We start from the raw sequence: 20,622 nt of genomic DNA, 5'->3' as shown, positions 1-20,622 counted from the left end.
TGCCGCATGGCCCCCGCACCGCCCGCCAGTGACATCATCCTGGTCGGCCAGGGGACGTAGCGACGGCCCGCCCTTCATGGGAGCGGGCCGTCAGGTCCGGGAGACTGCCGTGCCAGGCCCATGTAGTGCGCCTTGAGGTCACCGTCGAGATGTTCGACGGCGTAGCGCAGGGCCGTGCGGGGCATGGTGGCGGCGTACCGGTCCAGGAAGCCGAGCAACAGCGCCCGATCCCGCTTTCCTGCCTCACGGATCCAGCCGCCATAGGCCTTCTGCACCAGGGCAACCGGATCATCCACCAGGATCTCAGCGATGCCGAAGGTGTCGGCGAGATCGTTCTGGCGGATGAAGTAGGAGGTTGCGACGATGGCGGTGCGCCGCTCCCACCAGTGGGCAGAGCGGCCCAGCTCATACAGCGTGGAGCGGGATCTGCCGTACAGGTGGCCTCCCACGACGTACGGCGCGGCCAGGTCCACCAGGTCCCAGGTGTTGATGCGGTCGTGGCGGCCGAGGTAGAGGTCGTACAACTGCGCTCGGCGGGCGTCCGGTGTGCGCTTGCGGCGGGCCTGCTTGTCCATGATGCTGCACGCGCCGACCCTGATCTCGTGCACATCGTTGTCGAGCAGCTTGGCGATCTCGCCCGGCTCCATGTCGATGGATTCCTTGGCCAGTGCGAAGATGTCCCGCATGCGCAGGCCCAGCACGGTGCCAGGCCCGGACGGGCGGTACGTGCGTGTCTCCGGCACCGGCAGGGCCATCAACCGTTCGGTGAACGCGGCACTGGTGGGGGTCATCTCTTGGTTCCTCTCCCTTCTCCGGGGTGGCGGGCGGTCCTAAGGGCGGCATGTGCATGGCATGGGTTGCGGCCCTGCCTGCCGACCGATGTGGGCTGAGTCAGGACGGCCATGCCGACACAGGCGTTCCGTGTGCACCGTGATCTATGGTAGGGCCAGGAACAGCCCACCAGATCGGCCGCGCCGAGGCCCTCACCCCAGAGGAGATGGACAGCGTTCTGGACGAGCAGGAGACCCGTGGTCATCCCGCGCAGCCAGCCCCTGTGGGAACGGTCCCGGGCCACCGCGGAGACAACGCTGTCCTGGAACGAGCCGGCGTGGAGGCCGGCACCGCGCCGGACCAGGCGCCGGCGATGGCACGCGCCCTGTGCTGGATGATCGAGCGGAGTTTCTACCACGCCTCGCAGGAGTCCCGCGAGAAGTTGCAGCAGGTGTCCTCGACCTGCGAGCACATCCGGCTGATCAGCGCCGGCCTGACCGCCTGACAGGTCCGGCCCCTTCAGCGGCCGTAGGCTTCCAGCAGCCGCAGCCAGACCTCGCTGACGGTGGGATAAGCCGGAACCGCGTGCCACAGCCGGTCCAGCGGAATCTCGCCGACGACCGCGATCGTCGCCGCGTGCAGCAACTCCGCGACGTCCGGGCCGGCGAGGGTGAAGCCGACGACGACCTTCCGGTCCTCGTCGACGACCATGCGGGCGTGGCCGCGGTATCCCTCGGCCTGCAGAGCGGCCCCGGCGACGGCACCCAGGTCGTGGTCGACGACCCTGATGCGCAGCCCGGCGGCCTCGGCGGCGGCCGCGGTCAGCCCCACCGAGGCGATCTCCGGTTCGGTGAACACCACCTGGGGCACCGCACGCTCGTCGGCCGTCGCCGCGTGCCGCCCCCACCGGCCGTCCTCGACGGTTTCCCCCTTCGCGCGGGCCACGATGACGTCCCCCACGGCGCGGGCCTGGTACTTGCCCTGGTGGGTCAGCAGCACGCGCCGGTTGACGTCGCCGGCGGCGTACAGCCACCCGTCACCGATCGGCGCCCCGTCGTCCCCGAGGACCCGCAAGGTGTCGTCGACCGCGAGCCAGGAACCCGGGGTCAGGCCGACGGTGTCCAGCCCGAGGTCCTGGGTGTTCGGTGTCCGGCCGATCGCGACGAGGAGTTCGTCGGCCTCGATCCGCCCGCCGTCGGTGAGGGTGATGTGCACGGTCCCGTCGCCGGCGCGCTGCACGGCTCCGGCCTCCGCACCGAGGTGCACCGACACACCGGCGTCCCGCAGCGACTCGATGACCCGCTCGCCGGCGAACGGCTCCGCGTGCGGCAGCACGCCGTCGCGGGCCAGCATCGTCACCGACGCGCCGAGGCCGGCGAACGCGGTGGCCATCTCCGAGGCCACCACGCCACCGCCGATGATGGCGAGGCGGCGGGGGACTTCGTTCGCGGCGACCGCTTCCCGGCTCGTCCACGGCGCCGCCTCGCGCAGGCCGGCGATGTCCGGGACCAGCGCGCCGCTTCCTGTCGCGATGACGACGGCGTGCCGCGCGGTCAGCGAGGTCCTGACGGCGTCGCCTCCGGTCACCTCGACGGTCCGGGTGGACGTGATCCGCCCCTGTCCCCGGTACAGCTGAACCCCCGCCTGCTCGAGCCAGGCGGCCTGCCCGTCGTCCTTCCAGTGCGAGGCGAAGGCGTCGCGACGGCTGAGGACGGCGGCCACGTCCAGGTCGCCCGTCACGGCCTCACGTGCGCCGGGCACCTGGCGGGCCGCCCGAAGCGCCGCCGCGCTCCGCAGTAATGCCTTCGTCGGCATGCAGGCCCAGTAGGAGCACTCGCCTCCGACAAGCTCCCGCTCGACGATGGCGGCGCTCAGGCCGCCCCGCACCACCCGGTCGGCGACGTTCTCCCCGACCGGGCCCGCGCCGACGACGATGACGTCGTACGTGGTGGCGTCCATATCAGTTCCCCTTGGCGGCGCGGCCGAGGCGCAGTGCCGAGACGAGGAAGAACACACCGCCGAGGACGGCGTAGCCGGCCACGTTGGTCAGCATGGGGTTCGGCGCGGAGGCCCCCAGGAAGAACGACGTCCCGGCCAGCACGGAGATGCCCCCGCTGAGGATCATCGCCCACTGGCCACCCATCTTGCGACGGCCGACACCCACGATCAGCTGGACGAGCCCGGAGACGACCGCCCAGACACCCCACACGCGCAGGATCGCCGGGGCGCCGGAGGCGCCGGCGACCGCCAGGCCGACGGCGGCGAGAAGGCTGATCGCGATGTTCACGTAGAGCCCGTGAGGCGCTCCGGCGACACGGGAGGAGCGGGCGTCCACGATCGCCGCGGCGACGTCGAACAGGGGATAAAGGACGATCAGGGCGATACTGAGCGGCCCGAGCTGCGCCATGGTGGCGAACAGCAAGGCCGCCCAGACGATGGCGAACGCGAACCGCACGAAGTAGAGCCGGCGCAGCGCCAGAGCGATCCCGCTGGTGGAAAGTGTGTCAACGGTGGTCACGATGATCCTTTCAATGGTGTACGGCGGGCGCCGCGATCGTTTCCTCGACCGGGTACGCCCCACGCCGAACAATGAGACCGAACGTTCTATCGCGACTCAGCATGGCAACGAGACGCCGAACTGTCAAGACAGAACGTTCTATCTGATAGCTTGGCCACCATGGAGCGCAGCGAATCCGGAGGGCGACCGTCCGAAGCGCGGGCCCGCCTGCTCGACACGGCGACCAGGCTCTTCTACACGGAGGGGATTCACGCTGTCGGCATCGACCGCATCGTCGCCGAAGCGCAGGTCACGCGAGCCACTCTCTACCGGCACTTCCCCGGCAAAGAAGACCTCATCCTCGCCTACCTCAACGAGACCGACCAAGCCGTGCGAGGGGTGACCGACGCCGCCATCGCCGCCGGGCTTCCCGCCGCCGACACCGTTCGAGCCATCGGCAGATCCATCGCCCAGAGCATCCAGTCCCCCGGCTTCCGCGGGTGCGCCTTCCTCAACGCCGTCGCCGAATACCCCGACCCCGACCACCCGGTGCACCAGGCCGTGATCGCGCACCGGCAGTGGTTTCTGGACACCGTCACGGAACTGCTGGCCCGCATCCGGGAGACGCCCGCCGAGCCGGCCGCCCGGCACTTCGTGATGCTGCGCGACGGCGCCATGACCGCCGGCTGCCTGTCCGACCCGGCGCTGGTCGGCGACACCCTTCTACGCGGAGTCGAGGGACTCCTGCACGCTCACGTTTCACCGGCCGCAGGCGACTGACGGGACCGCCGCCACAGCCCCGGCACGACCGGTCTCGCAGGGGGGGGTCAGCGGCGCTTTGGCCCGCGGCGCCATCCTGGCCCGAGACGCCGAGACGTTGTCCCTAGGCCGACGCGGAAGTGATGCGGAACTGCAGGATCCCCTCGACCCCCTGCAGGAACGTGTCGCAGATCCCCGCCGGATCGGTCAGGCAACCCGATGCCATCGCACCGTCGCGGAGCATCACGAAATGCCGGCCCGCGAGCTCCGGCGGCGTCTGCCCGACTTGTGCGAGCAGGTCCGTGACGGTGCGCAGGAACCACTCGCGGTGGGCGAGAACGGCTTGGTGCACGGGATGCTCGGGGTCGGGATATTCCGCGACCGCGTTGAGGAAGGCGCATCCGCGGAAATCGGCCGACCCGATGCCCTCGGCGATCGACCTGGCGATGGCCCGCAGGACGTCGACCGCCGGCAGGCCGCCGGCCAGGGCTTCGCCGACCTGGTCGCGAACGGCCTGGTCGATTCCCTGCAGATACGCGACGACGAGCGCGTCCTTGCTGGGGAAGTGCCGGTAGAGCGTGGCACGGGTGACCTTGGCCTCCGCGACGATCCGGTCGATCCCGACGGAGTGCAGGCCTTCCGCGTAGAAGATCCGAGTGGCCGTCGCGAGCAGCCTTGATCGTGCTTCGGAGACCTGAACGCGAGTGTTGTCCACCATCCCGGCGAGCGTACCAGATAGAACGGTCAGTCTTCCTGCTGCGCGGCATCCGATGTGTTCGTCACTTCGCCGCCTCCGCCCTGTTCCAGGCGTCAGTGACCGGCGGTCGCACGCCGCCGAGAACCACGCTTCGAGGCGATCGAGCGGCGCCAGATCGTCGTACCCTCTTTCGCCGATGAGGGTGGCGCCGGACGGAAGGCCGGGCCGACGGTCCGCATCGGCCCGGCCACCGAGGTCAGGCGACGGTCGCGTCCACGGTCACCGGAATGTTGCCGCGTGTCGCGTTGGAGTACGGGCAGATCGCGTGCGCGGCGTCGACGAGCTTGTCGGCCGTCGCCTGCTCCACACCGGACAGTTCGACGTGCAGTGCGGCACTGAGGCTGAACCCGCCTTCCGGCGTCGAGTGCACCCGCACCTCGGCGATGACCGCGGAGTCTGCGATCTGGGTCTTCCGCTGTGCCGCGACAGCCTTCAGCGCCGAGTGGAAGCACGCGGCCCAGCCCGCCGCGAACAGCTGCTCCGGGTTGGTCGCGCCACCAGGGCCACCCATGTCCTTCGGGCGGCAAGGGATCACCTGCCGTCGGCTTCGGTAGTATCGGCGGCATGTCTGCAGCTTCGTGCGCGGCCGCCTGTGCCGCGGTGACGAGGACGCTCCGCTAGCGGCGGGGCGTTCGTCTCTCTTCTGGTGAACGGTCCGTCGCTCCGTGGTCGTAGCGGAGCGGCACGTTCGTGCTGCTCGGAACTTCTTCTGAGCAACGGAGCACTCGATGCTTTCAGGCATTCTCTTCTCGCGCCGGGACGGCTCGTCCCCGGTGCGCGCGTGGCTGGTGCTGTGCTGCATGGCCATGCTGCAGTTCTTCATCGCGGTTGACGTGACCGTCGTCAACGTCGCCCTGCCCTCGATCGGCGCCGCCTTCCACGTCGACGGTCACGCGCTGACCTGGGTAGTGGTCGGCTACACGATCACGGGTGGCGGGCTGCTGATGTTCGGGGGGCGACTGGGCGACATGCTCGGCAGGCGACGGGTCCTCCTGCTCGGCACGGCCCTTTTCGGCGCCGCGTCCCTGCTGGCCGGGCTCGCGCCCTCCTTCGCTCTCCTGGTGACGGCCCGGCTGCTGCAGGGAGCCGGAGAGGCGATCGCGCTTCCGGCGGCGATGGCAGTGATCGTGCTCATGTTCCCTGAGGGACCGCGCAGGTCGCGGGCGCTCAGCGTCTGGGCGGCCGTCGCGAGCTGTGGCCTCGTTCTCGGGTTCGTACTCTCCGGAATTCTCGTCGAGCTGCTGGACTGGCGGTGGATCTTCCTGGTGTCCGTGCCCTTCGTCGCGGTCGTGCTCGCCGCAGTGGTCTTCCTCGTGCCGGGTGAACGGCCGGCCGAGCCCTCACCTGTGGACCTTCTCGGTTCGCTTTTGCTGGTCGCCGCTCCGCTGCTGTTCACGTTCGGGGTCGTCGAGGGGGGAAAGACGGACGGCACGCTGCCATGGCTGCCGGCGGTGGCGCTGGCCGGTGCGGTAGCGGCCGGGGTCCTGTTCGTCAGGGTCGAGCGCCGTTCGCGGAACCCGCTCGTGCCGCTGCGGTTCTTCCGCAGCCGGCCTCGAGTCCTGGCCAACCTTGCCACCGCTCTGCTGAGCGCGGCACTGTCCACCTCGTTCCTGCTGTTCACCTACTACCTGCAGGACCGGTTGGGCGCCGGTCCGTTCCAGGCCGGCCTGATGATGCTGCCTCTGGCGGTGTTCCTGATCGCGGCCTCGGTGCTGCTTTCTCGGCTGCTCGGCCGGTGGGGCGCCCGGGCCTGCGTTCTGGCCGGGATCGGCTGCACCGTGCTGGCGATGGCGACCATCGCCCTGGTCTCCTCCCTCCAGGCCGGCGCCTTGGCGATGGTTCCGGCGATGATGCTCATCGCCGCCGGGATAGGGTTCGGGATCGTCGGGCTGCAGTACGTCGCGGTGACCGGCGTGACCGAAGACGACGCCGGCATCGCCTCTGGTGTCCAGCGAGCGGCCGACCAGCTGGGCGGTTCCACCGGGATCACGATCTACGTCGGTATCGGGTTCGCTCCCGCCTTGGACGGCATTGACCCGTTCCTCGCCAGTAGCTCCCTGGCCGTCGCCGGGCTCGCCGCAGCCGGCTTCGTCACCTGGCGGATCTCCATGCCCACCGCGGTGCTGGAAGAAGAAGCCGTGTGATCCCGGACAAGGCGTCCCCGCTGCGCCAGGCTGGTCATTCCTCCGCGTCGCGGACCAGGAGTGCGATCTGCACCCGATTCTCGACCGCCAGCTTGGCGAACAGGTTGCCCGTGTGCGCCTTGACGGTCGCGATGCTGATGTGCAGCCGCTGGGCGATCTCCGGGTTGCCCAGCCCGTCGGCGATGGCCCGAGCCGTATCGAGTTCTCGCTCGGTCAGTCTTGACAACCGTTGCCGAGCGGCTTCGCGGGAGGAGTCGCGAGCGGCAGAGGACTGTGGCCCGGTGGCTACGGCGATCACCCGTACCGTGGCCGCCGGAGACAGCGCGGGGTTCCCGTCCGCGACCGTCCGCACCGCGTCGGCGATCTTCGGCGGCGGGGTGTCCTTGAGGACGAACCCGAGTGCTCCGGCGCGCAGCGCGCCGAGCACCAGATCGTCGGAGTCGAACGTGGTCAGCATGAGCACCCGCGGCGGCGCCGGTCGGGTGAGAATTTCCCGGGTCGCGCTGAGACCGTCACGGCCGGGCATGCGCACGTCCATCAGCACGACGTCCGGCCGCTGCTCGTCCACCACAGTGATCGCGGCGTCCCCGTCGGCCGCCTCCGCGACGACGGTCAGGTCCGGCTCGCCGTCGATGACAAGTCGCAGCGCCATCCGTACCAACTGGTCGTCGTCGACGATGACGACACGCACCGGCGCCCGCTCGCTGTCCACTCACGTTCCCTTTTCGTGGTCGTCCCTTGGCCAGGGTAGTTGTGCCGTGAGGAGGTATCCGTTGTCGGGTGTCGGGTGGTGGTTGAGTCTTCCGCCGGCGAGAGTGATCCGCTCGGAGAGACCCAGCAGGCCGAATCCTGACGTCGGTGGTCGTGCGATGGTCGTGGTGGCCGGCGAGTTGTGGACGCTGACGTGCAGTTCGTCGCCGGCTGTTCCTGTGAGGGTGATGTGTGCGTGCGCGCCTGGGGCGTGTTTGGCGGCGTTGGTCAACCCTTCCTGGACGATCCGGTAGCAGGTTCGTCCCACGACGTCGGAGGGTGTTCCCGTCACGGTGGTGGTGAGCGTGACGTCCAGTCCGGATGCGCGGGCGTCGGCCACCAGGTCGGGGATGCGGTCGAGGGAGGGTTGTGGTGGCTCCGGGCGGCCAGGGTCGGCTCGAAGCACACCGAGGACGCCCCGTAGCTCTTCCAGTGCTTGGTGGGAACTGTCGGCGATGCCGCGGATCAGCACGCGGTTTTCCTTGGCCGTGAGGTCGCTGCGGTGGTCCAGCACTCCGGCTTGCATGGCGACCAGGGAGATGCGGTGTGCGAGCACGTCGTGCATCTCGCGGGCGATCCGGTTCCGTTCCAGGGCCCGTGCCTGCGCCGCTCGTGCGGTCTGCTCCCGTTCCGCGCTCTCCGCCCGGTCTCGCAAGGACCGCACTTCGGCGCGCCGCGCGCCGACGGCCATGCCCATGGCCACCGCGATGCCCGCGGTCAGCGCAGGAAACGCGAGTTCGGTCCACATCGGGCCGGGCGGGCTCTGGATCGAGTAGAGCCCGACGGTGAACTGTGACGCGGTCACGTACGCCAGCACGACGGCCCCGATCTCCGCCGGACGGCGGCGCGTGGAGATCGAGCCCAGCGCCAGCAGCGCGGCGCCGGTGGCGAGTGTGGACACGGTCGAGGCGATCGCGACCGTCATGGAGACGGCGAGCGGGAACCGCCGCCGCAGCAGCAGCACCGTCAGGCAGCCGATAGCCACCAGCGGATCGCCGGTGACGAACCAGGAGCCCGTTTCGGTGGCCTGCCCCCGCGGCAGCAGCACACCGGTATAGAGCCAGACCGGTATGCCCAGTAGGGCTGCCGCCGCCAGCCGCCATGCCTGTTGCCACCCCCCGAGGCGTGGCGCGACGTCTGCATTCACCTGGTCATTATCGCGAGGCCGTGCGGCCGGTACAGCAGACCGAGGGCTGCCGCGCCCTCGACCAGGGTCGAATCACCGCCTCGACTTCGGTCGGAGGTGATGCGAGCCGCCGGGCCGATGTGCCTGCGACGCCGAGTGGACAGACTCGTTCGCGTCGACCCTCAGGAGGACATCAGATGCACAGAGCCTTGTCCCTCGCCCTCGCCGCGGTGGCCACGATTGCGGGAGCGTCGCCGGCGGCGACGCCGGACACCGTACGGTGGGGCCCGTGCCCGCAGGAGGTCACCTCACCCCGTCTCGAGTGCTCGACGCTCAAGGTCCCGCTGGACTACCGGGACCCCGACGGCCGGAAGATCGAGATCGCGATCTCCCGGCTGGCGAGCGAGAAACCCGCGCGGCGCCGTGGCGTGCTGCTGACCAATCCAGGCGGCCCCGGCGTCTCAGGGCTCGACCACCCGGCCGCTCTCGCCGTCTCAGGGCTGCCGCGTGACGTGCTGGACTCCTACGACGTGATCGGCTTCGACCCGCGTGGTGTCGGCCACAGCACGCCGGTGACCTGCGATCTGACGCCGGAGCAGCAGGCACGCGGCCTCTTCCCGCCCTACGCGCACACCGCCGGCGAGGTCGCGCGGGAGGCGCGGAACGCGCGGACCGTGGCCGGCAAGTGCGCCGCCTCGCCGACATCGTGGATGTCGCCGCACACCACCACCGCGAACATCGCCCGCGACATGGACCGGATCCGGGCGGCGCTGGGCGAGCCGAAACTCTCGTATCTCGGTCACTCCTACGGCACCTACCTCGGTGCGGTGTACACGACGATGTTCCCGGAGCGCAGCGACCGGATCGTGCTCGACAGCAGCCTGGGCCCCGGCGGTTACGACGTCACGGCCATGCGGCTGTTCGCTCGTGGGATGGAGGAGCGGTTCCCGGACTTCGCGCGGTTCGCGGCGGCGCACCCCGAGTACGGTCTGGGCACCACATCGGCGCAGGTGACCGCGACGTTCTTCGATCTCTCGAAGCGGTTGGAGGCGAAACCGGTGCAGGGCATCGACGGGACGTTGTTCCGCGGGATCACGTTCGACCTCCTCTACAGCGATGCCCTCATGCCCCTGCTGGCCAAGACCTGGCAGGCACTCGACACAGACCGGCCGCTACCGCCCAGACCGCCGATGGCGAACCTGGAGAACGCCATGTCCGCCCGTCTTTCGGTGATATGCAGTGATACGCGCTGGCCGGGGACGGTTCGGGAGTACCAGCGGAATGTCGCGGTCGACCGGGTGAAATATCCGATGATGGGCGGGTCCACGGCCAGCATCGGACCGTGCGCGTTCTGGCCGGGCAAGCGCGTCGAGCCGCCGGTGCGCATCCGTGACCGGGGCCCGTCGAACGTGCTCATGGTGCAGAACGAGCGCGACCCGGGGACGCCGCTGGCCGGTGCCCGGAAGCTGCGGCGGGCGTTCGGGAAGCGAGCCACGATGGTGACGGCCGACCAGGGCGGGCACGGCGTCTATCCGTTCGGCCGCAACACGTGCGCGAAAGACACGGTGACGGCGTTCCTGGCCACCGGGCGGCTGCCGTCGCAGGACCTCGCCTGCGCGGCGGGCCAGTAACCGGCAGATGTGGGTCTTCACGAAGGTGCTAGCTCATCGCCTGCTCCACCAACGCTCCGACCCGCGCCTCCACCTCGGCCGTCACCTCGGTCAGGGCGAATGCGGCCGCCCACATGGGGCCGTCGTCCAGGTTCGCCAGATCACTGAATCCGAGCGTCGCATAACGTGTCCCGAACTTCGCCGCGGGCTGGAAGTGGCAGACGATTTTGCCGTCCAGCGCATAGGCGGGCATCCCATACCAGAGCTTCGGCGCGAGGGCCGGGGCGCCGGCCGTGATGACGGCATGGAGGCGCTCAGCCATGATCCGGTCCGATTCCGGCATCTCGGCGATCTTCGCGAGCACGTCCCGCTGGTCTTGCGCCGCCTTGTCGGCGCGTGAGCTGCGACGCGCCGCCTTCTTCCGCTCTTGGGCGTGCTCCTTCATCGCGGCCCGCTCCTCGGCCGTGAATCCCTCGTACGTGCTGTTGCCGGTGCTGCTCATGACGGGTCTCTCCTTCGTGGATCTTGACGTTCGGGATGGTGGAAAGGGCCCCGATGGCCCGCTGTTCGGTGGCGCCATGGGGCCGGGGCGGGCGGCATACTCGACCGCAGGCGTCGGACGACCAGGCGGGGCCGTCGCCTGTTTCAGGCGGACGAAGCCTCCCAGACGAAGCCGTCGGGGTCGGTGAAGGGGCCGGCGTCGCTGCCGATCACGATCCGGTGCGATCCGGCGCCCTCCTGGGAGAGGCCGGTGTCCTTGGCGAGGGCACGGCGCGGATAGAGCGCCAGCGTCACGGGCGCCGACGGGGTGTCGAACTCGACGTACTTACCGCCGAAGCTCTTGGCCACGGCCAGGCCGCGGTCGGCGTAGAAGCGCTTGCTCGCCTTGACGTCCGCCACTCCCAGCAGGAGCGCGATCTGGTCGACGTGCCGGGCGGCAGGGCCGGTGTCCTTCTTCTTCGACGTCGCGATCTTGCAGATCGTCCCGTCAGGGGCGCGTACGACGCCGCCGTAGCCCCAGAAGCTCTTCGTGGCCGGCTTCAGCAGCGTGGCGCCGGCGTCGAGGGCGGCGTCGATGAACGCGTCGACGTTGCCCGGCTGGGACACCACGAGGGACAGCGCGAACCCGCGGAAACCGGTCGTCGGCGCGTCCGTGGCCCGTACGTTCACGTACGAGCTCAGGCCGAAGGCTCGGTAGAAGGCGTCCGCGGCCGAGGGGTCGGGCACTTCCAGGGTGACGGATTCGAAGGAGGTCATAGCAGATCCTTTGAGCGAGGTGGGGTGGTCGTCGTGCCGGCGGCCGCTACGCCGCGGGCATGGCAGGGGCGTTCGCGCTACTCACCGTCCTGGATCAGCCCGAGGACGTTGCCATCGGGATCGATGACGGTGGCCACCAGGCGGCCGCCGCCGACCTCGTGCGCGGCCTCCTTCACGGTGGCTCCCGCGGCGACCACCTCGGCCAGCTTCGCCTCGATGTCCGCCACGTGCCAGTAGGCCACCGGCGAGGTCATGCCCTGCGGCCCACCGCCGGGCACCAGCCCGATGTGCTGGCCACCGGCTTCGAAGCCGACGTAATAGGGCGAGTCGTTCTGCGGAGGCACACCGAGCAGGGCCGCGTACACGGCCGTGGCCTTGCCCAGGTCGGACACCGGGTGCAGCACGGTCCTGATCGCCTGGGGGGAAGAACCGGTCATGGTCACTCCTGTGGTCGCGGGTCCTTCATGACCCGGTCTGTGTCACAGCATGACCTCCGGCACGGCAGACACGGATCCGTAGCGACCACGGACCCGGCCACGGAACCGACCACGGGCCCCGCGCACGGAGCCGAGGGCCGGGGCGGACGTGGAGGAGATTTACGACAGAATGGGACAGTGGTAGCAGCAGCGGATATCTCTCCTCGCGAGGCTGAAGTGCTGGCGCTGGTCGGCGAGCATCTCAGCAACGCCGAGATCGGGGCACGGCTGTTCATCGGGGTACGTACCGTGGAGACTCATGTCTCCTCGCTGCTGCGCAAGCTGCAGGTGCCGGATCGGCGGGAGCTCGCCCGCCGGGCGCCCGAGGTGACCGGCTCCGGTCCGTCGCACCCCGCACCAGTGTTGCCGGCCCCGCTGACGTCCTTCGTCGGTCGGGCGCGCGAGCGGACCGAGCTGGCCAGGATGCTCGATGCCCACCGTCAGGTGACCGCTGCCGGGCCGGGCGGAGTGGGCAAGACCCGTCTGGCGCTGGCGGTGGCCTCGGAAACGGCAGGCGAGTACGGCGACGGCGTGTGGTTCGTCGACCTGGTGCCGGTCACCGATCCTGGCATGATCGCCACCGCGGTCGCCGGGGCTCTCGGCCTCGGTGAGCAGCCGGGCCGCGACATCACCGAATCCGTGCTGACCGCGCTCGCCGACCGTCACGCGCTGCTGGTTGTGGACAACTGCGAGCACGTCGTGGACGGGGTGGCGCTGTTTCTCGAGCGGCTGCTGGGGGCGTGCCCCGGAGTGACGGTGCTGGCGACCAGCCGGGCACGGCTGATGGTGCCGTTCGAACGGGTGTATCCGGTCCCGCCGCTGTCGCTGGCCGCCGATGACGATTCGGATGCGGTCACGCTGTTCATGGAGCGGGCTGCCGCGGTCGGCCGGCCGCCGGATCCGCTGCCGCGTGAGACGATCGCCTCGATCTGCGAGCGGCTGGATGGCATGGCGCTGGCGATCGAACTGGCCGCGGCCCGGTATCCCGCCCTTGGGCTGGACGGCATCACCGCCGCCCTGTCCCACCCGCTCCGTATGCTCACCGGCGGCTCCCGCGCCGACGAACGGCACCGTTCGGTGCGGGCGGCCCTGGACTGGAGCCATGCCCTGCTGGAGCCGGACGATCGGGCGCTGCTGCGCCGGGTGTCGGTGTTCGTGGCGCCGTTCACCGCTGCCGCGGCCGCGCAGGTGACCGGGACGGGCGCGGAGGTTGCCGGGGAGTGGGAAGGCATCGTCGCCGACGGGCTGGCCCGGCTCGCCGAGCAGAGCCTGCTGGTGGTGACGGCCTCTCCGGGCGGGACCGAGTACCGCGCGTTGGAGACCATCCGCCAGTACGGCACGGAACGGCTCGCCGAGGCCGGCGAGCTGGTCGACATCCGGTCCCGGCACCTGCGCTGGTGCCTGGCCAAGGCCGCCGGTCTGGCGGAGGTACGAGCGGACTGGCGGGCCCGGTTCGACCAGGTGGCCGACGACCTCCGCGCGGCCCTGGCGTGGGCGGCCGACCGGCCGGAGCAGCGCACGGACGCGTACGATCTCGCCCGGCGCCTGGCCGAGCTGACCTTCACCCGTAACCTCACCGGCGAGTCCCAGCGGCGCTACGAGCAGGCGGCCGCGCTCGCGTCCGACCCCGCCGCCGGCGCGTCGATGCTCCGGCAGGCCGCGGCCGTGGCCGGCTGCCGGACGGCAGGTGATGACATGTACCGCCTCCGCCGGGAGGCCGCGGATGCCGCCCGCAGCGCAGGCGACACCGCCGGCGCCGCCGCCGACCTGGCGAGCGCCGCCACCATCGCGTTCCGGTTCTCGACCACGTTCGTACGGCTCCCGCCCCCGGAGGAGGCGCTCGCGCTGATCACAGAGGCGCGGGAGCCGGCCGGCGACGATCCGGCCGCGCAGGCAGCGGTGGCGCTGGCCGAGGCAGCGGTGCTCACCGACGCGTTCGGCGCCGCCCAGGGCCCGCCCGGCAACGCCGTACCGGAGACGATCGCGCGCGCCGAGCGGGCGGTCGAGCTCGCCCGCCGGACCGGCGACCCGCTCGCCGAGTCGGCCGCACTCGACGCCCTCACCGGCGCTCAGAGCTGGGCCGGCGACACGTTCGCCACCGCGACCACGACCCGGTGCCGGATCACGCTCCTGTCGTCCTCGCCGATCTCGCCGGCGGTAACCCACGAGCTGATCGACGCGCTCGGCATAGCCACCGAGGCGGGCCTCGGTGCGGGGGATGTGCCGGGCGCCCGCCGATGGGCACGCCAGCTGGCCGACCATCCATCGCTGGCGGAGGCCGGCCACCGCGCCACGTGCAGGCTGCTGATGGTGGACGCGCTGGCGGGCCACGTCGACGAGGTGCTCACCGGCAGCGTCCGGTTTCTCGAGGCGTGGCGGCGGGCAGGCAGCCCCGCCCTGTCGCTCCTCTGCCCGGCGGCGGCCGCTGTGGCGATGATCCATGGCCTCCGCGATGACCATGACGCCCAGCGCGAATGGCAGGAGATCCTGCATCAGCTCGGCACCCCACCGGAGCGTACCTACGGCTACGGGGCGGTCTTCGACGCGATCCTTCTGCTGCACCGCGGGCAGGCGCCGCAGGCTCTGGAGCGGATGGCCCCCGAGCCCAGGCAGGTGTGGAAGTGGGTCACCTGGATCTGGCACCACTGGTACGTCGCCCTGCGCGCCGAAGCCGCCGTGCTCGCCAGGAGCTCCGATGCCGGCGCCACCGTGGCCGAGGCCCGGACCGTCGTGGCCGGCAACCCGGTCGCCACCGCCCTGGTGGAGCGGGCCCAAGCGCTGCTCGACAACGATCAGGAGCGGCTGCTCGCCACGGCGGACGCGCTCGGCGCCGCCGGCTGCCGCTATCAGTCGGCGCGGACCCTGGCGCTCGCCGGAGGCGACCAGACCGCCCGCGGCGCCGCCGCGCTCGCCGGCCTCGGCCTCGGCCCGATGGGCCCCGATGACCTCGGCGCCGTGCGCATTACGCTGCACACGTGAACGCCGACGAAGTGCTCGCCGTTCACAACGGCTCCGCCGCCGAGGGCGTCCCCGTCTGGATCGATGGCGGGCAAGAGGCGCGGTGCATCGCTGCTGCCCCGACACAGGCCGTCCATGCCGCCGAAGTAGGTGTAGACGGCCATGGTCGACACGCCGGTTCCGGCCACCAGGGAGCGGAGCGTGACCGGCTGCCGGGCGGCGAAGCTGGGCGTCGACCCGGTCAAGCCGATCAACTGCTGGGCGTTGCGGCGCTAGGAGAGCCCGATCTGCTGGTCGAGATCGAGGCCACTGCCGTTCTCGACTGAGTCCGGAGCCTGGAAGGCCTCCGAGGCCAAGGCCGCGTGATCGGCTTCCAGGAAGTGCGCGGGAGCGCGGGTCCCGTAACCGCCGGCCCTGAGTGACGTCCTCCCTCAGGGCCGCGGTTTCTCAGGCTCGAAGGCCGGGCGCCGCGAGGCCGATCACCGGCGGTGCAGGGTGAACCAGTACGTCGGCACGGCGTTGGTGCCGGGCGTGACGTCGGTCAGATCCCAGCCGGTGAAGCGGGTACGCAGCTCATCGGCGGTGACGCCGCTCCAGCCGTCGTCGAAGCCCTCAGGGCCGTACCCGAACATCAGCAGCCGCGCTCCTGGCACGGCACGACGGGTGATGCCGGCGGCGTAGGCATCCCGGCGGTGGCGGGGAATGCCGCAGTAGCAACTCAGGTCGAAGAACAGGCTGAACCCGTCACCGACGGCGATCTCGTCCAGCCGGGTCACGTCGCCGCAGAGCAGCTTCGCCTGCTGGCCGGCGGCGTCGGCCTTGGTCCTGGCCTGCTCGATGGCGCGGTCGATCAGGTCCACGCCCACCACGTCCCAGCCGTGGCGGGCGAGGTAGACGGTGTTCGTGCCGGTGCCGCAGCCCAGGTCGAGCGCCCGCCCGGGCGGCAGCGCATCCTGCCCCTCCACCGTGTCGACGAGCTCGGGAGCCGGAACGCCGTTGTCCCACGGCGGCCTGCCGGACATGTAGTAGGCCTGCAACATCTCCTTGACGGCGACCTCCCTGCCATCGTCGTCGTCCCTTCCCTGGCTGAAGTGCAGCCACGCCGCGCGTTCCAGATCCATCACTGTCCCCCATTGCTAGAGTTGATTACTAGAGACGACATCTAGATATACAGTCCAGCACGACGGTTGTCCAGCCTGGAGTTCACGGGGAGAGCGGCGATCCTTGCCGTATCGACGCCGCCGGGGACGGAACCGGCGGCCTACAACTGCGGGTAGGCCCGGGGACGTTATCGGCCGATCGCCGTGCGGGATCCGGTGGCGGGTCCCGCCACCGATGCTCACGTCACGATGAGGCGGGCCCGCGCCCGAGCGTGCGAGCGAGGGCGATGCGGGTGAGCCGGCCCAGGCCGGCCGTGAAGAGCGGCGGCCACACGATCGGCCCGAAGGTGTAGCCGACCAGCACGGCGAGGGGGATCCACACGCGGTGCACGGCCCGGTGGGGAGCGCCCGGCGGGCGGATGCCCGCGAGCCGCGTCACATCGGGGAACACGAAGAAGCCCGCAGGCCTCGGCGATCGCCCTGACGGCCTCGCCACCGATCAATCAGGTGGGGAGAGCTGCCCGCGCAGCCATGCAGGATCGGGGTTGACGTGCACCTGGCCCGCCACCACAACGGTCGGCACGGTCTCATCGCCGTTGGTGGCCGCCCTCACCGCCGCCGCGCCGACCGGGTCACGCCAGATGTCGACCCAGTGCACCCGGCGTGCGCGGCGGCCCAGCCGGATCCGCAGTCGCAGGCAGTACTTGCACCCCGGTCTCCAGTAGACGATCGGCCGGCCGTCGACCGCGCTGCGGCGCTCCGCCTCCGCCGCAGCGATCGGCCGTGGGAAGGCCAGCGACGAGTTCAGCACGGCGAGGAGCCCGAACAACACCAGCGACAGTGCGACGGCCGCGCCGGGAGCACCCCTCGACACTTGGACGACCGCCACCAGCGAGCCGCAGACCGCGAGCACCACCGGCAGGACCCAAGCGCGCATGTGACGCAGGCTATCGGTGACGCGAATCAGGCTGACGGCCAGGGAGGCAGGTCGGGCACGTCCATCGCTCACATCAAGCGCACGGTGCAGCCCGTGTCCGGCGTGCCGGCGGGTCTCAGGCGTGGAGTTTCCGGCCGAGGAAATCCCTGATCAGCCGGGCCACTTCGTCGAGGGCGCTCTCCAGGAGGAAGTGGCCGCCTTCGAGGAGGTGGATCTCGGCCTCGGGCACGTCGGCGGCGAAGGCGCGGGCGCCGTCGGGACCGAAGATCTCATCGCCCTTGCCCCAGACGGCGAGCAGCGGTGGCTTGCGTTCGCGGAGGACTTCGTGCAGGCGGGGGTAGAGCGGCGGGTTGGTGGCGTAGTCAAGGAACAGGGCCAGTTGCACGCGGTCGTTGCCGGGGCGGGAGACCAGGGCGACGTCGTGGTGCCAGGTGTCGGGGCTGACGAGGGTCTCGTCGGGCACGCCGGTGAGGTACTGCCAGCGGATCGCGTCGAGGGTGAGCGCCTGCCGGACGGCCTTTTCGGTCTCGGGTGTCTGTTCGCGGTGGTAGTCCCAGACGGTGGTCCAGAAGCCGGGGACGAAGCCGGCTTCGTAGGCGTTGCCGTTCTGGGTGATGATCGCCGTGATCGCGTCCGGATCGTCCAGGACAAGCCGCCAGCCGATCGGGGCGCCGTAGTCCTGCACGTAGATGACGTAGCGGGAGACGCCGAGCTGGTCCAGCAGGCCCGACGTCAGCCCGGTGAGCGCGTCGAAGGTGTAGGCGAAGTCTTCGGCGGGCGGCGCGTCGGACAGCCCGAACCCCAGGTGGTCGGGAGCGATGACGTGGTAGCGGTCGGCCAGCGCCGGGATGAGTTCGCGGAACATGAACGAGCTGGTCGGGAAGCCGTGCAGCAGGACGATGGCGGGCGCGTCCTCGGGTCCGGCTTCGCGATAGAACAGCCGCCGGCCTTGCACGGTCGCGTAACGGTGGTGGACGTTCACCATGACTAACCCCTTCACTCCGAATGAATGGTTAGACTGAAACAGAAGAGGCTCTAACCTGTCAAGCACCGATCAGAGGTTAGGTAATGTTCGAGACGATGACATGGGCGGATGAAGACGTGCTGTTGGACCTGCTCAACAGCACTCCGGTCGTCGACGGGATCCAACAGGACCTCCTGGCCGACCCGGCCGAGGCGCGCACCTGGCTGCGGCAACGCGGAGGCGACGGGTCATCGCAGGAACGCGACGCCGTCCGGCAGGTCAGGGACACGTTGCAGCAGATCCTCCACGGCGACCTGCCGGGGAGCGCATTGGAGCCTTTCCTCGAAGGCGCCACCTACCGCCCGGCCATGTCGGAACAGGGCGTGGAATGGTCACTCGACGTAGCACCCGGGCGGGCGATGAGCGTCAGGGTGATCCTGGCCTGGGACGCGCTGGAGCGGACCCGGCCCGGGCGGCTGAGGCCCTGCGCCAACAGCGAGTGCGGGCTGTTCCTCCTCGATCGCAGCAAGACCAACAGGGCTCGCTGGTGCTCGATGGCCGTGTGCGGGAACCGGATGAAGGCCCGGCGGCACTATCAGCGCACGCACCAGCCGCCGGCCTGACAACGGACCCACGCGCATGTCGGCCCGCCCGGCCTCAGCGGCCTCACCCGTTCGAGCTTCGCGGCGGGCGACGAGATCCCGGCGCGGGGTTCCTGCGCATTTCGACGAACGTTTCTACACCTTCCTGCACAACACCATGTCCGATGCCGAGAGCGATGGCGTCGGCGTCTATGGGCCGGTCTTCGCTACCACGGGCATCGCCCGCCGCCCCGGTCACGACCGGGCGCCTCAGCCGGTACGGCGTGAAAGTTTCAGCGTTGATTGACAGGTGGAAAGCGCTTTCCTACGGTGTGGGCGTCCACGACGACGAAGGTGGTACGACAATGAGACGAGCAGTCGCGTTGCGACTCCATGCGGCGCTGGCCGCGCTGGCCACCGCGGCCGCGGTCGGTGTGACCTTACCGGTGACCCAGGCCTCGGCGGCGGCCGGCAGCGCCACCGGCTACGCGACCGGCAACGGCGGGACCACCGGCGGTGCGGGCGGGCAGACGGTGAGAGCCACCACCGGCACCGCGATCCACGCGGCCCTGTGCGGCCGGGCCAGCAGCAGCACCCCGATCACCATCGAAGTTGAAGGCACCATCAACCACGGCAACACCTCCAAGGTGTCGGGCGACAGCTGCAACACCGCCGCCGGCGTGATCGAGCTCAAGCAGATCAGCAACGTCACGATCATCGGCGTCGGCAACGGGGCCGTCTTCGACCAGCTGGGCATCCACATCCGCGAGTCCCGCAACATCATCATCCAGAACGTGACCGTCCGGAACGTCAAGAAGTCGGGCTCGCCCACGTCCAACGGCGGCGACGCCATCGGCATGGAGAGCAACGTCCGCAACGTCTGGGTCGACCACGTCACCCTGGAGGCCTCGGGCGGGGAGTCGGAGGGCTTCGACGGCCTCTTCGACATGAAGAACGACACCCAGTACGTGACCCTGTCCTACAGCATCCTGCGCAACTCCGGCCGCGGCGGGCTCATCGGGTCCAGCGAGAGCGACCGCTCGAACGGCTACGTCACCTTCCACCACAACCGGTACGAGAACATCGACTCCCGCACCCCCCTGCTGCGGGGCGGCATCGCCCACATCTACAACAACCACTACGTGGACCTGCACGAGTCGGGCATCAACTCCCGGGCCGGAGGCCGCGCCAGGGTGGACAACAACTACTTCGAGGACTCCAAGGACGTTCTCGGCACCTTCTACACCGACGAGGCCGGCTACTGGCAGGTCGGCGGCAACATCTTCGACAACGTGACCTGGTCGAGCCGCGGCGACGAGAACAACCCCGCCGGCCCCGACCCGCAGTCCAACACCTCGGTCAGCATCCCCTACTCCTACAGCCTCGACCAGGCCGGTTGCGTACCGGACGTCGTCCAGCAGACGGCCGGCGCCAACAAGGGCCTGCTGGTGTCGCCCGGCAACTGCTCCGACCCGCAGGAGCCCACGACGCCCCCGACCGATCCCACCGACCCGCCGACCACGCCGCCGCCCAGCGGGACCAACCTCAGCATCGGGGCCGGCTCCGACGGCTCCAGCAAAGCCGGCGGGACGAGCTACGGCAACGTGCGGGACGGCGACATGAGCACCTACTGGTCGCCTTCCGGCTCGACCGGCGACATCTCGGTCAAGTGGGGCTCCGCCACGACGGTCTCCAGGGTCGTCATCCGTGAGGCGTCGGGCTCCGCGGGCGCCATCGGATCCTGGCAGCTGCTCAACCACGACACCGGGGCCGTCCTGAAGTCCGGCAGCGGGGCGGGCACCATCACCTTCACCCCGACCTCACTGAGGAAGATCACTTTCAGGATCACCGGCGCGAGCGGCACGCCGCGGGTCGCCGAGTTCGAGACCTACGCCTCGTAGCTCCGTCTGCTGATCCGCGGGAACGTCCCGGAAC

Annotated in this window: 22 protein-coding genes; 8 read left to right on the top strand and 14 right to left on the bottom strand. The window is 70.2% G+C overall.

The window, feature by feature from the left end; translation table 11 throughout:
• Nucleotides 1-74: 74 nt before the first annotated feature.
• Nucleotides 75-791: a DNA alkylation repair protein gene (locus ABGB01_RS35735; RefSeq protein WP_347777997.1), complete on the bottom strand. Its 717-nt coding sequence runs from the start codon at nucleotides 789-791 to the stop codon at nucleotides 75-77.
• A 317-nt stretch (nucleotides 792-1,108) separates the two neighbouring features.
• Here ABGB01_RS35735 and ABGB01_RS35730 point away from each other — a divergent pair, with 317 nt between their 5' ends.
• The gene (locus ABGB01_RS35730; RefSeq protein WP_347777996.1) at nucleotides 1,109-1,276 is read left to right on the top strand and encodes a hypothetical protein; all 168 of its coding nucleotides are present in this window, start codon (nucleotides 1,109-1,111) and stop codon (nucleotides 1,274-1,276) included.
• A 14-nt stretch (nucleotides 1,277-1,290) separates the two neighbouring features.
• Here the strand turns inward: ABGB01_RS35730 and ABGB01_RS35725 are convergent, their stop codons facing one another.
• A complete protein-coding gene (locus ABGB01_RS35725) occupies nucleotides 1,291-2,730 on the bottom strand; it encodes an NAD(P)/FAD-dependent oxidoreductase (RefSeq protein ID WP_347777995.1) in 1,440 nt (479 codons plus the stop codon).
• Nucleotide 2,731: 1 nt separating this feature from the next.
• Nucleotides 2,732-3,289 carry a hypothetical protein gene (locus ABGB01_RS35720; RefSeq protein ID WP_347777994.1) on the bottom strand — a complete coding sequence of 186 codons (558 nt, stop codon included), beginning with the start codon at nucleotides 3,287-3,289 and terminating at the stop codon, nucleotides 2,732-2,734.
• 159 nt (nucleotides 3,290-3,448) lie between these two features.
• Between ABGB01_RS35720 and ABGB01_RS35715 the strand changes: the two genes are divergently transcribed.
• The gene (locus ABGB01_RS35715) at nucleotides 3,449-4,048 is read left to right on the top strand and encodes a TetR family transcriptional regulator (protein ID WP_347777993.1); all 600 of its coding nucleotides are present in this window, start codon (nucleotides 3,449-3,451) and stop codon (nucleotides 4,046-4,048) included.
• A 103-nt stretch (nucleotides 4,049-4,151) separates the two neighbouring features.
• On the opposite strand, the gene ABGB01_RS35710 is transcribed toward ABGB01_RS35715, so the two are convergent.
• Together ABGB01_RS35710 and ABGB01_RS35705 are read right to left on the bottom strand one after the other, a co-directional pair.
• On the bottom strand, nucleotides 4,152-4,745 hold the full coding sequence (locus ABGB01_RS35710) for a TetR/AcrR family transcriptional regulator (RefSeq protein WP_347777992.1): 594 nt from the start codon (nucleotides 4,743-4,745) through the stop codon (nucleotides 4,152-4,154).
• Between the two features lie 235 nt (nucleotides 4,746-4,980).
• Nucleotides 4,981-5,295 carry an Ohr family peroxiredoxin gene (locus ABGB01_RS35705; protein WP_347777991.1) on the bottom strand — a complete coding sequence of 105 codons (315 nt, stop codon included), beginning with the start codon at nucleotides 5,293-5,295 and terminating at the stop codon, nucleotides 4,981-4,983.
• A gap of 217 nt (nucleotides 5,296-5,512) precedes the next feature.
• Here ABGB01_RS35705 and ABGB01_RS35700 point away from each other — a divergent pair, with 217 nt between their 5' ends.
• A complete protein-coding gene (locus ABGB01_RS35700) occupies nucleotides 5,513-6,928 on the top strand; it encodes an MFS transporter (RefSeq protein WP_347777990.1) in 1,416 nt (471 codons plus the stop codon).
• A 34-nt stretch (nucleotides 6,929-6,962) separates the two neighbouring features.
• On the opposite strand, the gene ABGB01_RS35695 is transcribed toward ABGB01_RS35700, so the two are convergent.
• On the bottom strand, nucleotides 6,963-7,640 hold the full coding sequence (locus tag ABGB01_RS35695) for a response regulator transcription factor (protein WP_347777989.1): 678 nt from the start codon (nucleotides 7,638-7,640) through the stop codon (nucleotides 6,963-6,965).
• Nucleotides 7,641-8,825, bottom strand: coding sequence for a histidine kinase (locus tag ABGB01_RS35690; protein WP_347777988.1), 1,185 nt, complete (start codon nucleotides 8,823-8,825; stop codon nucleotides 7,641-7,643).
• A gap of 176 nt (nucleotides 8,826-9,001) precedes the next feature.
• On the opposite strand from ABGB01_RS35690, the gene ABGB01_RS35685 reads away from it, so the two are divergent.
• Complete coding sequence (locus ABGB01_RS35685; RefSeq protein ID WP_347777987.1) at nucleotides 9,002-10,435, top strand: alpha/beta hydrolase; 1,434 nt, start codon at nucleotides 9,002-9,004, stop codon at nucleotides 10,433-10,435.
• Between the two features lie 28 nt (nucleotides 10,436-10,463).
• On the opposite strand, the gene ABGB01_RS35680 is transcribed toward ABGB01_RS35685, so the two are convergent.
• The 3 genes from ABGB01_RS35680 to ABGB01_RS35670 form a co-directional block, all read right to left on the bottom strand.
• Entirely contained in the window at nucleotides 10,464-10,916 is a 453-nt protein-coding gene (locus tag ABGB01_RS35680) for a DUF1801 domain-containing protein (RefSeq protein WP_347777986.1), read from the bottom strand.
• Nucleotides 10,917-11,059: 143 nt separating this feature from the next.
• Nucleotides 11,060-11,671 carry a glyoxalase gene (locus ABGB01_RS35675; protein WP_347777985.1) on the bottom strand — a complete coding sequence of 204 codons (612 nt, stop codon included), beginning with the start codon at nucleotides 11,669-11,671 and terminating at the stop codon, nucleotides 11,060-11,062.
• Nucleotides 11,672-11,748: 77 nt separating this feature from the next.
• The gene (locus ABGB01_RS35670; RefSeq protein WP_347777984.1) at nucleotides 11,749-12,108 is read right to left on the bottom strand and encodes a VOC family protein; all 360 of its coding nucleotides are present in this window, start codon (nucleotides 12,106-12,108) and stop codon (nucleotides 11,749-11,751) included.
• Between the two features lie 177 nt (nucleotides 12,109-12,285).
• Here ABGB01_RS35670 and ABGB01_RS35665 point away from each other — a divergent pair, with 177 nt between their 5' ends.
• Complete coding sequence (locus ABGB01_RS35665) at nucleotides 12,286-15,126, top strand: LuxR C-terminal-related transcriptional regulator (protein WP_347777983.1); 2,841 nt, start codon at nucleotides 12,286-12,288, stop codon at nucleotides 15,124-15,126.
• Nucleotides 15,123-15,431, top strand: a complete 309-nt coding sequence (locus ABGB01_RS35660) for a hypothetical protein (RefSeq protein ID WP_347777982.1) — start codon at nucleotides 15,123-15,125, stop codon at nucleotides 15,429-15,431. Before ABGB01_RS35665 ends, ABGB01_RS35660 begins: the two co-directional genes overlap by 4 nt.
• A 153-nt stretch (nucleotides 15,432-15,584) precedes the next feature.
• Here the strand turns inward: ABGB01_RS35660 and ABGB01_RS35655 are convergent, their stop codons facing one another.
• The 4 genes from ABGB01_RS35655 to ABGB01_RS35640 all read right to left on the bottom strand — a co-directional run bounded on the left by ABGB01_RS35655 (nucleotide 15,585) and on the right by ABGB01_RS35640 (nucleotide 18,127).
• Nucleotides 15,585-16,226 (bottom strand): class I SAM-dependent methyltransferase, encoded by a 642-nt coding sequence (locus tag ABGB01_RS35655; RefSeq protein WP_347777981.1) that lies wholly within the window; start codon nucleotides 16,224-16,226, stop codon nucleotides 15,585-15,587.
• A gap of 223 nt (nucleotides 16,227-16,449) precedes the next feature.
• Nucleotides 16,450-16,656 carry a hypothetical protein gene (locus ABGB01_RS35650; RefSeq protein WP_347777980.1) on the bottom strand — a complete coding sequence of 69 codons (207 nt, stop codon included), beginning with the start codon at nucleotides 16,654-16,656 and terminating at the stop codon, nucleotides 16,450-16,452.
• Nucleotides 16,657-16,704: 48 nt separating this feature from the next.
• Nucleotides 16,705-17,142, bottom strand: coding sequence for a glutaredoxin domain-containing protein (locus tag ABGB01_RS35645; RefSeq protein WP_347777979.1), 438 nt, complete (start codon nucleotides 17,140-17,142; stop codon nucleotides 16,705-16,707).
• A 115-nt stretch (nucleotides 17,143-17,257) separates the two neighbouring features.
• Complete coding sequence (locus tag ABGB01_RS35640) at nucleotides 17,258-18,127, bottom strand: alpha/beta fold hydrolase (RefSeq protein WP_347777978.1); 870 nt, start codon at nucleotides 18,125-18,127, stop codon at nucleotides 17,258-17,260.
• A gap of 95 nt (nucleotides 18,128-18,222) precedes the next feature.
• Here ABGB01_RS35640 and ABGB01_RS35635 point away from each other — a divergent pair, with 95 nt between their 5' ends.
• Nucleotides 18,223-18,729 (top strand): CGNR zinc finger domain-containing protein, encoded by a 507-nt coding sequence (locus tag ABGB01_RS35635; RefSeq protein WP_347777977.1) that lies wholly within the window; start codon nucleotides 18,223-18,225, stop codon nucleotides 18,727-18,729.
• 323 nt (nucleotides 18,730-19,052) lie between these two features.
• Nucleotides 19,053-20,588 carry a polysaccharide lyase family 1 protein gene (locus ABGB01_RS35630; protein WP_347777976.1) on the top strand — a complete coding sequence of 512 codons (1,536 nt, stop codon included), beginning with the start codon at nucleotides 19,053-19,055 and terminating at the stop codon, nucleotides 20,586-20,588.
• The last annotated feature ends 34 nt before the right edge of the window (nucleotides 20,589-20,622 follow it).

Source organism: Nonomuraea sp. B5E05 (assembly GCF_039880665.1).
GTDB lineage: Bacteria > Actinomycetota > Actinomycetes > Streptosporangiales > Streptosporangiaceae > Nonomuraea.
This window is presented reverse-complemented; position numbering and strand designations above follow the sequence as displayed.